Source organism: Streptomyces sp. NPDC107562 (genome assembly GCF_055657325.1).
In genome coordinates, this window is record NZ_JBVKBE010000009.1 from 248,931 (window position 1) to 261,687 (window position 12,757).

The following is a 12,757-nucleotide window of genomic DNA, read 5'->3' on the forward strand; positions in this document are numbered from 1 at the left end:
CCACCGGGTGGCGCACAAGCCGCCAAGCACGCCGCCACCCGGGGCCGTTCCTTCCAACCGCAATCGAAAGGAACCACCATCATGGCTCACCACACCCCGCCCGTGCCGAGGATCTGCCCGGCCTGCGACGGCTTCGCCACGGTCGCCGTCACCCTCGGCGGCCGCGACCCGCAGGGTCACCTGCGCACCATCACCGTCCGCTGCCCGAACTGCCACGGCGTCGGCACCGCTCGCCCGGTCACACTCGCCCGGACGGGACGGTGACCGCCATGACTGTGCTGGACCTCTTCGCCGGCCCCGGTGGTTGGTCTGAGGGACTGCGTGCCCTCGGCCTGCGAGACGTCGGCATCGAGACCGACAGTGCCGCCTGCGCCACCCGTGCCGCAGCCGGGCACGCCACCATCCGCGCCGACGTCGCCGCCTATCCGAGCACCGCTCTCCCAAGGAAGGTGTCCGGCCTAATCGCCTCGCCGCCGTGCCAGACCTTCAGCGCGGCAGGCCTGCGTGCCGGGAACGCTGATCGCAACCTGTGCCACCAGGGCTTGGACGACCTCGCCCGCGGGCGGGACACCCGCGCCACCCTGCGCGCAGCTTGCTCCGACCCGCGCTCTCTGCTGGTGGTCGAACCTCTCCGGTATGCCCTCGACCTGCGCCCTGACTGGGTCGCCCTCGAGGAGGTCCCTGCCGTGGCGCCCCTATTCGAGCACACTGCCCACCTACTGGCCGGAATCGGCTACTCGACATGGACCGGAGTTCTCAACGCGGCGGACTTCGGCGTCGCCCAGACCCGCCGCCGCGTCTTCCTGATCGCCTCGCGTACTCGCCCAGCCCTGCCACCGGAGCCCACCCACGCCGACGGCGGCACCTGCGCTGACCTCTTCGGCGCCAGCCTGCCGCCCTGGCTGACCATGGGCGACGTTCTGGGCTGCCTGCCCAGTGAGGTCATCACGCGCGGGAACCACACCACCGGCGGAAGCCGCTTCCCAACCACCGGCCCGTCCTGGGCTCTCACCGGCCGCGCTCGGTCTTGGCTGCTCAAGGTCGGTAGCCGCCCCACAGCCACCCGCCGGCGCCTCGATCAACCCGCCTCGACCCTGCTGTTCGGCAAGGCCATGAGCCACGTCACCTGGATCGACGCGGACGGCACGCCCATTCGGCGCCTGGCGGTTGAGGAGGCGGCCGTACTCCAGGGCTTCCCCGCCCGCTACCCGTGGGCTGGCTCCCGTACCAAGCAGTTCGAGCAGATCGGCAATGCCGTCCCCGCACCTCTCGCCGCAGCGGTCCTGCGGCCGCTGGTCCCCTCTGCCCTGGAGGTGGCCGCGTGAGTGACACCGCCACCCTGGCGGGCCTGGACCAGATCACCCTCGGCGACCTGCTGAGGGTGGCTTCGGCCCCCGACTACCACCGCTGGGAAGACCAGATCCGCCGCACCGGCGGCTGCTCCGACCCCATCCACATCACCGGCTGGACCCTCCACAAGGACAAGACGACTGGTGAGACCCTGCACCACTACTCCACCGAACACGAACCGGGCGGACGCCTCCGCCTCGCCTGCGGCAACCGCCGCGCCTCCCGCTGCCCGTCCTGCGCCTGGACCTACGCAGGCGACACCTACCACCTCATCCGCGCGGGCCTGGCCGGTGACGACCGCCGCGACATCCCCGCCACCGTCCGCGACCACCCCCGCGTCTTCGCCACCCTCACCGCCCCCTCCTTCGGCCCGGTCCACAACCGGCCCGATCGAGGCATCTGCCGCTGCGGCACCCGCCACGCTTCGGACGATCCGGCCCTGGGCACCGCACTGGACCCGAACGCGTACGACTACGCGGGCGCCGTCCTGTTCAACAACCACGCCGGACAGCTCTGGCAGCGCTTCACAACTCGGCTCCGCCGCGAGATCGCCGCCCGCGCTGGCCTCACGCAGCGGGAGCTGAAAGAGCGTGCCCGTCTGTCCTACGGCAAGGTCGCCGAGTTCCAGAAGCGCGGTGCCCTGCACTTCCATGCCGTGATCCGCCTCGACGGCCCGGACGGCCCCGACACGTCGCCGCCCGCATGGGCCACGGTCGACCTCCTCGCCAGCGCCGTACGGGCCGCCGCCGCGCACTCGTACACCTCGGTTTCGGTCGCGGCCGCCGAGGACCAACCGGCCCGCACCTTCCGCTGGGGCACCCAACTTGACGTCCGACCGGTCAAAGCATTCGGAGATGGCTCAGAGATCACCGAGCAGGCCGTCGCCTCGTACGTCGCCAAGTACGCGACCAAGGCCGCTGAGAACACCGGCACCCTCGACCGCCGTATCGGCGAGCTCGCCGAGCTCGACCGCCACCAGGTCCCGGACCACGCCCGCCGCCTGATCGAAGCCTGCAAGCTGCTCGACCCGCTCTATCCGGACCGGCGCCTGTGGGCTTGGGCTCACATGCTCGGCTTCCGGGGCCACTTCTCCTCCAAGTCCCGTCGCTACTCGACCACCCTCGGTGCCCTCCGTCAGGCCCGCGCCGACTACCGCGCCGCCCAGGAACACGCTGCCCTCGGCCTCGAGGACCAGGAGCCGGACACCGTCCTCGTCCTGGCCGACTGGCAGTACGCCGGCCACGGCCACACCCCCGGCGAATCCGTCCTCGCCGCCACCATCGCCCGCGACCTCCAACTCAACCGCGAAACCGCCCGCGAAGCCCTGCGAGACCTCGTACAGGAAGGAGTACTGACGTGAAAGACGAGTTGATGACGGTGCGCGAGGTCTGTACCGAACTCAAGGGCGTTTCACGGCGGACCTTCTACCGATGGCAGGAGATTGGGCAGGCGCCACAGGCGTTCAAGCTGCCCAATGGTGAATGGCGCGTGTGGCGCAGCGACTTCGACGCATGGCTGCATGCCCGAGAGAGGGCCACGGTATGAGGTCTCTCGATGTGAAAATCTGGGGTGTTCGAAAGAGGAACACGAAAAAGTCATCCTATGACGTGAGATGGACTGTTGCCGGAGCCGTATTCTCCGATCAGTTCCGCACCAAGGGGCTTGCGGACCACTACCGATCCAAGCTGCTTCGTGCCGCACATGCTGGCGAAGAGTTCGACACGGAGACAGGGCTGCCCGACTCCATGGTCGAAAAGGCAGCCACGCTGACCTGGTATGCCTTCGCTCAGAAGTACCTCGCCATGAAGTGGCCGCACGCGGCGCCGAACACACGCAATGGGATCAACGAGGCCCTTACCGCTGTGACGATGGCGCTTCTCGACGAACGCCCGGGGCGTCCCTCCGAGGAACTGATCAGGAGGGCACTTCGCAGCTGGGCCTTTGTTCTGCCCGGCCCGGACGAGCGTGAGTTGCCGTCTGAGATCGCAAACACCCTGCACTGGGTGGCCAAGGCGTCACGCCCGCTCTCGGACCTCAGTGATGTCGTGGTCGGCAGGGCAGTCCTGGATGCACTGAAGGTGAAGCTCGATGGGACGGCCGCGGCGGCGGAGACCGTTCGCCGCAAGCGTCGTACGCTCGTCAATGCGATGCACTACGCGGTCGACCTTGGGGAGTTCAAAGAGAATCCGATCACCGGCATTCGCTGGAAGAAGCCGAAGGTCGCCGGAGAGGTCGACCCTCGGGTAGTGGCTAATCCTGAGCAGGCCCGTTCCTTGCTGACTGCGGTTTCATATGTCGGCGGGTATGGCCGGGCGCGCGGTCGACGACTTGTCGGCCTGTTCGCCTGTATGTACTACGGCGCTTTGCGTCCGGCTGAGGCTGTCGGACTCGCCGATGCGGACCTGAAACTGCCTGACGCCGGCTGGGGGACGGTGCTGCTCAACCGGACGCGTCCCAGCGTCGGGAAGCAGTGGACGGATACCGGTGAGACCCACGATGACCGGGGCCTGAAGAATCGGCCCGTGGAGGAGGTCCGGCTCGTACCGATCCCGCCGCAACTAGTCGCCATGTTGCGGCAGCACCTCGACACCTTCGGCACTGCCGAGGACGGGCGGCTGTTCGCCAGTGAGCGCGGGGGAGTGGTCGCCTCGTCGACGTATTACCGCGTGTGGCAGGAGGCTCGTGCCCTGGCGCTTCCGCCGGCCGCGGTCGCCTCACCGCTTGCGGCTCGCCCGTATGACCTCCGGCACTCGGCGCTGTCGACCTGGCTGAACGCCGGTGTGGACCCTACGGAAGTCGCTCAACGAGCGGGCAACAGCGTGGAGGTCCTGCTGAGCCGTTACGCCAAGTGCATCGACGGACGGCAGGAGATCGTCAATCGGAAGATTGAGGAGCTGTTGCGCGAGTACGAGTAGACATGTGCCTAAGTCGCTAGCCCTCCAGCCATCCGGCCGGAGGGCTTCGCCCTTTCTCGGCCGTGTGCCGTCGGCCGGTGGTTGCCCGTTGCACCTGCCGCGTCGCGTTCCGTCTCGCCACCCGACTGCTGTCCCGGGCGTTCCGTCTGGTTCTCCCTCTACGCCCGGACCTCCGGGCTGGCGACCCTCGCGGTATGGGGGTTTTAGGGGAAAGGCCGCGGCGGCTGGGTGGTGGGCAGTTGCGCTGCCTTCATTGTGGGCTGCTGCAGGATCGCGTGGCGACGCTTGAGCAGGAGTGGGTGCTGCTGGAGCCTGACATGAGCCCGCTGGCCCACACGGTGCCGGCGGAGCATCGGTGGATCGAGTTGTCCGACGGGCGGGTCACCGTCTACGGAGTGTGTCCGCCGGATCCGTTCCAGCGGTGCCGTATCGAGCACCGGCTCGCCTGCCCGGAACAGTCTCTGCCGGATCTGTGGCGGTGGCTGACGTCCCTGAGGGAGGAGAACGCCCGACGGGCTCAGCGGCAGAGGGACCCCGAGCCGCCTCCGCCTCCCGCGCTGTGGCCGGACGCCGGCTGACGGACCCTTCGATAAACCTGAGGCTGACCTGGGCGGATGCCTCAAGATCCTGTCCACGAATAGTCCACAGACCCCGGCATACGGCCGCTCAGCCTTGCACATGGCTGCACAAGCAAGAAGACCCCGGCCTCAGCGTTTCCGCTGGTGACGGGGTCTTTGGGCACCTCATGCAGGGTGCCCCCGGCAGGATTCGAACCTGCGCACACGGCTCCGGAGGCCGTTGCTCTATCCCCTGAGCTACGGGGGCGTGTCGTTCGCGGTGGTGGTACCTCGCGGCGACGGGTAGAACACTACCAGCTCCCTCGGGGTGTTCATGAACGGGTTTCCTCGAGGTCGTGCCGTGGTCAGGGGTGGTGTGGGTCCCCCGCAGGGGGTGGAAGTGGGGAAAACCCGGACGCGGTGGCCGGTCCCGACCTACTCTCGAAGTTGTGCCAGGCGCGTCTGGCCGGGTGCTTGTTGTGGACGACAACAAGGTCATCCGGCAGTTGATCAGGGTCAACCTCGAGCTGGAGGGCTTCGAGGTCGTGACCGCGGCCGATGGTGCCGAGTGTCTGGATGTCGTCCATCAGGTGCGGCCCGACGTCGTCACGCTCGACGTCGTCATGCCGCGGTTGGACGGACTGCGCACCGCCGCCGGGTTGCGGGCCGACCCCCTCACCCGGCACCTGCCGATCGCCATCGTCAGCGCCTGTACGCAGTACGAGGTCGAGAGCGGCCTCGATCTCGGTGTCGACGCCTTCCTCGCCAAGCCGTTCGAGCCCGCGGAACTGGTGAGGCTCGTGCGGGAGTTGACCGAGCGGGCGGCGGAGCGGAGCGCCGAGGACGGTGACGACGGGGTGGGGGAGTGGCTCGGTGCCGCCGGTGCGGAGCGAGCCGGGCGCGCCGGGGCATGAAGCGCGAGCGTGAGTCGGCCTGTGGGTGACCGTGGGGGTGCCGGACCACTTCGCCGGGGACCTAGCGGCGCTCCTCTGATGCCGGGCGCCGGTGCTGGTCGACTTCGTCCGACCTCGTCCATATCCCGGAACAGCGCCCAAATCGGTTCGCATGCCCACCCCCCTCCTCCCCTACGCTTGTCCCGTGACACCCGTCGAGCTCTCCCGCACCGTGCTGCACGCCGTGCGACGTGCTGTCGACGAGGGTCGGCTCCGTGTGATCGTGCCTGCGCGGGCCGTCGTGACGCCGCCGGGTCCGGGGGGCTGGGGCGACTACGCCACCAACATCGCACTCCAGCTCGCCCGGCCGGCAGGGCAGCCGCCGCTGCGGGTCGCCGAAGTGCTGCGGCCCTATCTGGCGGGCGCCGAAGGGGTACGCGAGGTCCAGGTCACCGGGCCCGGATTCCTGAACATCGCCCTGGACGCGGACGCCTCCGCCGACCTCGTCCGGCGCGTTCTGCGGGACGGGCACCGCTACGGACACGGCGACGTCCTCGCCGGGCAGGTACTGCACCTGCACGCCCCCCACGAGGTGCGCGCGCTCGTCGTACTCGACGCCTCCGCCCGCATCCTGCGTTCCCAGGGCGCCACCGTCCGCACCAGCTGTGATGCCCGACCCGAGCCCGAATGGGAGTCCGTCCTCGGCGCCCACGTCGACGTCCTCGAAGTCCACGTCGACGTCCCCGGCGTCCAGATCGACGCCCCCGGCGACCACGACGCCCCTGGCATCGACGCCGACGCCCCCGATGTCCACGCCCTCGGCGCCGACGCCGGCGCCATGAGCGACCTCGTCCTCATCCGCCCCACCCCCTCCCCGGCCGACCCCACCCCCCTCGCCCGTGCCGCCGGTCGCTGGGCGCTGCTTCATCCCGCGCCCCACGACCGTCCCCGTGTCACCGCCGACCACCTGGTGCAGCGCGAGAGAAACCCCCTCTTCCGGGTCCGCTACGCGCACGCCCGCACCCGTGCCCTCGTCCGCAACGCCGCCGACCTGGGCTTCGCTGCCGAACCCGGCAGCATCGACGGAGCGCACAACGCCGTGCTCACCGCCCTCGCCGACCACCCTCGCGTCCTCGGCGCCGCCGCCACCCGGCACGCCCCCGACCGACTCGCCCGGCACCTCGTCGACGTCGCCGATGCCGTTCTGCCCCTGCTGCACACGGTGCTGCCGCGTGGCGCGGAGAAACCCTCGGCCGCCCACCGCGCCCGGCTCGCGCTCGCCGAAGCCGCCGGGTCGGTGCTGGCCGGTGGCCTGTCCCTGCTCGGCATCGACGCACCCGAACACCTTTGAGAGAGCCGAAAGAGAATGAGCCGTTCCGCACACCCCGCCGGGCCCCGTCACGCCGACGTGTTCACCGAGGGCCACTACAGCGCCCCGCCCGCCGACCTCAACGTCCTCGACGGCAAGGTCTGGGCGCAGACCGTCACGCGCGACGCCGACGGTGTCGTCACTGTCGGCGGTATCCCCGTGACACGGCTCGCGGAGGAGTTCGGCACCCCCGCCTACTTCCTCGACGAGACCGACTTCCGGGCCCGCGCCCGCGCCTGGCGCACCGCGTTCGGGCATGACGCCGACGTTTTCTACGCGGGCAAGGCGTTCCTGTCGCGTGCCGTCGTGCGGTGGCTGCACGAGGAGGGGCTGAACCTCGACGTGTGCTCCGGGGGCGAGCTGGCCACCGCGCTCTCCGCCGGGATGCCCGCCGAGCGCATCGCCTTCCACGGCAACAACAAGTCCGGGGACGAGATCCGGCGGGCTGTCGAGGCCGGCGTCGGGCGGATCGTGCTCGACTCCTTCCAGGAGATCGTCCGCGTCGCCCACATCGCCAAGGAGCTGGGCCGGCGGCAGCCTGTGCAGATCCGTGTCACCGTCGGCGTCGAGGCCCACACGCACGAGTTCATCGCCACCGCGCACGAGGACCAGAAGTTCGGCGTCCCGCTGGCCGGGGGACAGGCCGCCGAGGCGGTCCGCCGGGCCCTGCAGCTCGACGGACTGGAGGTGATCGGCATCCACAGCCACATCGGATCGCAGATCTTCGACATGTCCGGGTTCGAGGTCGCCGCGCACCGCGTGGTCGGGCTGCTCAAGGACATCCGGGACGAGCACGGCGTGGAACTGCCCGAGATCGACCTGGGCGGCGGCCTCGGTATCGCGTACACCAGCGACGACGACCCGCGCGAGCCGCACGAGATCGCCAAGGCCCTCACCGAGATCGTGACCCGTGAGTGCGAGTCCGCGAAGCTGCGGACGCCGCGCATCTCCGTCGAGCCGGGGCGTGCCATCGTCGGGCCGACGGCGTTCACCCTCTACGAGGTCGGGACCATCAAGCCCCTCGACGGGCTGCGGACGTATGTCTCGGTCGACGGCGGGATGTCGGACAACATCCGTACCGCGCTCTACGACGCGGAGTACAGCGTGTCGCTGGTCTCCCGTGTCTCCGACGCCGAGCCGATGCTCGCCCGCGTCGTCGGCAAGCACTGCGAGAGCGGGGACATCGTGGTGAAGGACGCCTTCCTGCCGGCCGACCTGGCCCCCGGTGACCTGATCGCCGTCCCGGCCACGGGTGCCTACTGCCGGTCCATGGCCAGCAACTACAACCACGTGACCCGCCCGCCGGTCGTCGCCGTGCGCGACGGCGAGGCGCGCGTCATCGTCCGCCGCGAGACGGAGGAGGACCTCCTGCGCCTCGACGTCGGGTGACGTCGGTGCGTCGGTGCATCGGTGCATCGGCACAGCGGTGACATCGCTGACATCGGTGAGATCGGTGACATCCGACGACCGACCACCTGGGCCGCGGGACCCCCGGGGCGCCGCGAGGCGTCGGACGTCGGACGTCGCCTGACCGGCTCACCCCCACAAGCGGAAGATCTCCTTCTTCCGCCCCCCGAAAAATGAAATAAACGTCTCACGATCCGGACGAGGGGCCAGAAACTCTCGTCCGGTGAGTGAGACTGGTCCCACCGTCGACGGTAAGAGGAAACGAGGTCGGATGATGCGTACGCGTCCGCTGAAGGTGGCGCTGCTGGGCTGTGGAGTGGTCGGCTCAGAGGTGGCGCGCATCATGACGACGCACGCCGACGACCTCGCCGCCCGCATCGGCGCCCCGGTGGAGCTCGCGGGCGTCGCGGTCCGCCGGCCGGACAAGGTGCGCGAGGGCATCGACCCGGCCCTCGTCACCACCGACGCCACCGCCCTCGTCAAACGGGGCGACATCGACGTCGTCGTCGAGGTCATCGGCGGTATCGAGCCCGCCCGTACCCTCATCACCACCGCGTTCGCGCACGGCGCCTCCGTCGTCTCCGCGAACAAGGCCCTCCTCGCCCAGGACGGCGCCGCCCTGCACGCGGTCGCCGAGGAGCACGGCAAGGACCTCTATTACGAGGCCGCCGTCGCCGGTGCCATCCCGCTGATCCGCCCGCTGCGCGAGTCCCTCGCCGGCGACAAGGTCAACCGTGTGCTCGGGATCGTCAACGGCACCACCAACTTCATCCTCGACGCCATGGACTCGACCGGCGCCGGCTACCAGGAGGCCCTCGACGAGGCCACCGCCCTGGGGTACGCCGAGGCCGACCCCACCGCCGACGTCGAGGGCTTCGACGCCGCCGCCAAGGCCGCGATCCTCGCCGGCATCGCCTTCCACACGCGGGTGCGCCTCGACGACGTCTACCGCGAGGGCATGACCGAGGTGACGGCCGCGGACTTCGCCTCCGCCAAGGAGATGGGCTGCACCATCAAGCTGCTCGCCATCTGCGAGCGGGCCGCGGACGGCGGTTCCGTCACCGCGCGCGTGCACCCGGCGATGATCCCGCTGACCCATCCGCTGGCCTCCGTGCGCGGCGCGTACAACGCCGTCTTCGTGGAGTCCGACGCCGCCGGACAGCTGATGTTCTACGGCCCCGGTGCCGGTGGCTCCCCGACCGCCTCCGCCGTCCTCGGCGATCTTGTCGCCGTCTGCCGCAACCGGCTCAGCAACGCGACCGGCCCCGGCGAGTCCGCGTACGCCGCGCTGCCCGTCTCGTCGATGGGCGAGGTCGTCACGCGCTACCACATCAGCCTCGACGTCGCCGACAAACCGGGTGTTCTCGCCCAGGTCGCCACCGTGTTCGCGGAGCACGGGGTGTCCATCGATACGGTTCGGCAGCAGGGGAAGGACGGCGAGGCCTCCCTCGTCGTCGTCACGCACCGCGCCCTCGACGCCGCCCTCACCGGGACGGTCGAGGCGCTGCGCAAGCTCGACACCGTGCGGGGTGTCGCCAGCATCATGCGGGTTGAAGGAGAGTAACGAGCAATGACCCACCAGTGGCGCGGAATCATCGAGGAGTACCGGGACCGGCTGCCCGTCTCCGACACCACTCCGGTCGTGACGCTCCGCGAGGGCGGCACGCCGCTCGTGCCGGCGCAGGTGCTCTCCGAGCGCACGGGCTGCGAGGTCCACCTCAAGGTGGAGGGCGCGAACCCGACCGGTTCCTTCAAGGACCGCGGCATGACCATGGCCATCTCCAAGGCCAAGGAGGAGGGCGCCAAGGCGGTCATCTGCGCCTCCACGGGCAACACGTCCGCCTCCGCCGCCGCGTACGGCGTGCGCGCCGGGATGGTCTCCGCCGTCCTCGTGCCGCAGGGCAAGATCGCGCTCGGCAAGATGGGCCAGGCCCTGGTGCACGGCGCCAAGATCCTCCAGGTCGACGGCAACTTCGACGACTGCCTCACGCTCGCCCGCGCGCTCAGCGACAACTACCCCGTCGCGCTGGTGAATTCGGTCAACCCGGTACGTATCGAGGGCCAGAAGACCGCCGCCTTCGAGATCGTCGACATGCTCGGCGACGCCCCCGACATCCACGTCCTGCCGGTGGGCAACGCGGGCAACATCACCGCGTACTGGAAGGGGTACAAGGAGTACGCCGCCGACGGCGTCGCCGCCCGGACGCCCCGGATGTGGGGTTTCCAGGCTTCCGGCTCCGCGCCGATCGTGCGCGGCGAGGTGGTCAAGGACCCCTCGACGATCGCCACCGCGATCCGGATCGGCAACCCTGCCTCCTGGCAGCACGCGCTCGACGCGCGGGACGCCTCGGGCGGCCTCATCGATGAGGTGACGGACCGTGAAATCCTGCGCGCCTACCGCCTGTTGGCGGCGCAGGAGGGCGTCTTCGTGGAGCCCGCCTCGGCCGCGTCGGTGGCCGGTCTGCTGAAGGCCGCCGAGCTCGGCAAGGTCGACCCGGGCCAGCGCATCGTGTGCACGGTCACGGGCAACGGCCTCAAGGACCCCGACTGGGCCGTGGCCGGCGCACCGCAGCCGGTCACCGTGCCGGTGGACGCGGCGACCGCCGCCGAGCGCCTCGGACTGGTCTGACGCACCGCTTGACCCGGGGTATCCCCTGACAGGGGTGCACAGGGGGCTTACGACACGCATCGTGCGCCTCCTGTGCGCCCTATGTCGCCACAGAACCTTCCTTCGATAGGCTGTACTGAACCCGCCCCCCGCATATGCCTCGCATAGGCAGGGCGCCGCGCCGTCGTCGTGATCCCCGGAGCGACCGGAGGGATCCGGCAGCGGCCCGAAGGGTCCGTCGTACGTCTTCGAATGTCTTCGGCAATCACGCATCACCCCACGCAACACCTCACGCTCCACCGTCAGTCACGCAGCTCAAGGAGAGTCATCGAGCGATGGCCGGTCCAGCCTTCCGCGCCGCCGCCGTACGGGTGCGCGTCCCCGCCACCAGCGCCAACCTCGGCCCGGGCTTCGACGCCCTCGGCCTCGCGCTGGGGCTCTACGACGACGTCGTCGTCCGGGTGGCAGACTCCGGGCTGCACATCGACATCGCCGGCGAGGGCAGCGGGACGCTGCCACGTGACGAAAGCCACCTTCTCGTACGCGCTCTCCGCACCGCCTTCGATTCCCTGGGCGGTCAGCCCCGCGGCCTGGAAATCGTCTGCGCGAACCGCATTCCGCACGGCCGTGGCCTGGGATCCTCCTCGGCCGCCATCTGCGCCGGGATCGTCGCGGCGCGCGCCGTGACCATAGGCGGCGAGGCCAGGCTGGACGACCGGGGTCTGCTGGAGCTGGCCACCGAGATCGAGGGCCACCCGGACAACGTCGCGGCCTGTCTGCTCGGCGGATTCACGCTCTCCTGGATGGAGGCCGGCGCGGCACGGGCGATCAGGATGGACCCCGCCGATTCCATCGTTCCGGTGGTTTTCGTGCCTGGGAAGCCGGTTCTGACGGAGACCGCGCGCGGTCTGCTGCCGCGCACCGTGCCGCACGTCGACGCCGCCACCAACGCGGGCCGTGCCGCGCTGCTCGTCGAGGCCCTGACCAGGCGCCCCGAGCTGCTGCTGCCCGCCACCGAGGACCGGCTGCACCAGGAGTACCGCGCCCCCGCGATGCCGGAGAGCGCGGCGCTGGTGGAGCGGCTGCGCGCGGACGGCATCGCCGCGGTGATCTCCGGCGCGGGACCCACCGTGCTGGCGCTCGCCGACGAGGGCACGGCCGACAAGGTGGAACAACTGGCGGGCCCGGGCTGGGCGGCGAACCGGCTGGCCCTGGACGTGCCGGGGGCGAGCGTACTGCCGCTCGCGACCGGCGGCACCGACGTGGCGAGCGTCGATTAAAAGCACGCGATTGCCGGATTTCGAGAGGGGGAATGTTTGTTGGATCCGGTAGTGTTAACCTCAAGTCTGCACCCGACCCCACCATGGCGAGGTGCCTCGTGTCCCAGTTCGGGACAGACATTCTTCCGGGAGCTCCCCAAGCCGCACCGTGTCTCGTACCTCGTACGCGGGCAGTACGTCGTACGTCGACACTGAGCGGTCCGACGGGCACGCTCCGGAACCGGTGCGACCACGCCACGTGACACTGGGTGCCACGGCTCAAGGAAGCGCCATCACCAGATATTTCCTCCGCCGCTATGGCGGACCACCGCCCCGGCACGGTTCGGTCAGCAAGAACCGAAGCCGGACAGCACAACCGGTCGCCGAGCCAGACAGGCC

Annotated in this window: 11 protein-coding genes, 1 tRNA gene and 1 pseudogene; 12 read left to right on the plus strand and 1 reads right to left on the minus strand. The window is 70.0% G+C overall.

Annotation, left to right across the window (positions count from 1 at the left end; translation table 11 throughout):
* The first annotated feature begins 81 nt into the window (after nt 1-81).
* From ACZ7LV_RS24960 to ACZ7LV_RS24985, 6 genes are all read left to right on the plus strand, one after another.
* Nucleotides 82-264, plus strand: a complete 183-nt coding sequence (locus ACZ7LV_RS24960) for a hypothetical protein (protein ID WP_471942320.1) — start codon at nt 82-84, stop codon at nt 262-264.
* Nucleotides 265-269: 5 nt separating this feature from the next.
* Nucleotides 270-1,325 carry a DNA cytosine methyltransferase gene (locus ACZ7LV_RS24965; protein ID WP_471942322.1) on the plus strand — a complete coding sequence of 352 codons (1,056 nt, stop codon included), beginning with the start codon at nt 270-272 and terminating at the stop codon, nt 1,323-1,325.
* Nucleotides 1,322-2,710: a replication initiator protein RepSA gene (gene repSA / locus ACZ7LV_RS24970; RefSeq protein WP_471942324.1), complete on the plus strand. Its 1,389-nt coding sequence runs from the start codon at nt 1,322-1,324 to the stop codon at nt 2,708-2,710. The genes ACZ7LV_RS24965 and repSA overlap by 4 nt, the downstream gene beginning before the upstream one ends.
* A gap of 11 nt (nt 2,711-2,721) precedes the next feature.
* The gene (locus ACZ7LV_RS24975) at nt 2,722-2,895 is read left to right on the plus strand and encodes a helix-turn-helix transcriptional regulator (protein ID WP_467507954.1); all 174 of its coding nucleotides are present in this window, start codon (nt 2,722-2,724) and stop codon (nt 2,893-2,895) included.
* Entirely contained in the window at nt 2,892-4,265 is a 1,374-nt protein-coding gene (locus ACZ7LV_RS24980; protein WP_467507035.1) for a tyrosine-type recombinase/integrase, read from the plus strand. Before ACZ7LV_RS24975 ends, ACZ7LV_RS24980 begins: the two co-directional genes overlap by 4 nt.
* A gap of 194 nt (nt 4,266-4,459) precedes the next feature.
* On the plus strand, nt 4,460-4,843 hold the full coding sequence (locus tag ACZ7LV_RS24985) for a DUF6083 domain-containing protein (protein WP_471942326.1): 384 nt from the start codon (nt 4,460-4,462) through the stop codon (nt 4,841-4,843).
* 175 nt (nt 4,844-5,018) lie between these two features.
* Here ACZ7LV_RS24985 and ACZ7LV_RS24990 read toward each other — a convergent pair.
* A tRNA-Arg gene (locus tag ACZ7LV_RS24990) sits at nt 5,019-5,090 on the minus strand.
* Nucleotides 5,091-5,156: 66 nt separating this feature from the next.
* Between ACZ7LV_RS24990 and ACZ7LV_RS24995 the strand changes: the two are divergent.
* The 6 genes and pseudogenes from ACZ7LV_RS24995 (at nt 5,157) to thrB (ending at nt 12,379) form a co-directional block, all read left to right on the plus strand.
* Nucleotides 5,157-5,736 (plus strand): annotated as a pseudogene (locus ACZ7LV_RS24995) (response regulator).
* Nucleotides 5,737-5,920: 184 nt separating this feature from the next.
* Entirely contained in the window at nt 5,921-7,066 is a 1,146-nt protein-coding gene (nrtL, locus tag ACZ7LV_RS25000; protein WP_471942328.1) for an ArgS-related anticodon-binding protein NrtL, read from the plus strand.
* Nucleotides 7,067-7,081: 15 nt separating this feature from the next.
* Nucleotides 7,082-8,473 carry a diaminopimelate decarboxylase gene (lysA, locus tag ACZ7LV_RS25005; RefSeq protein ID WP_471942330.1) on the plus strand — a complete coding sequence of 464 codons (1,392 nt, stop codon included), beginning with the start codon at nt 7,082-7,084 and terminating at the stop codon, nt 8,471-8,473.
* 289 nt (nt 8,474-8,762) lie between these two features.
* Nucleotides 8,763-10,055, plus strand: coding sequence for a homoserine dehydrogenase (locus tag ACZ7LV_RS25010; protein ID WP_471942331.1), 1,293 nt, complete (start codon nt 8,763-8,765; stop codon nt 10,053-10,055).
* Nucleotides 10,056-10,061: 6 nt separating this feature from the next.
* Complete coding sequence (gene thrC / locus ACZ7LV_RS25015) at nt 10,062-11,120, plus strand: threonine synthase (RefSeq protein WP_471942333.1); 1,059 nt, start codon at nt 10,062-10,064, stop codon at nt 11,118-11,120.
* Between the two features lie 314 nt (nt 11,121-11,434).
* On the plus strand, nt 11,435-12,379 hold the full coding sequence (gene thrB / locus ACZ7LV_RS25020) for a homoserine kinase (protein ID WP_471942335.1): 945 nt from the start codon (nt 11,435-11,437) through the stop codon (nt 12,377-12,379).
* The last annotated feature ends 378 nt before the right edge of the window (nt 12,380-12,757 follow it).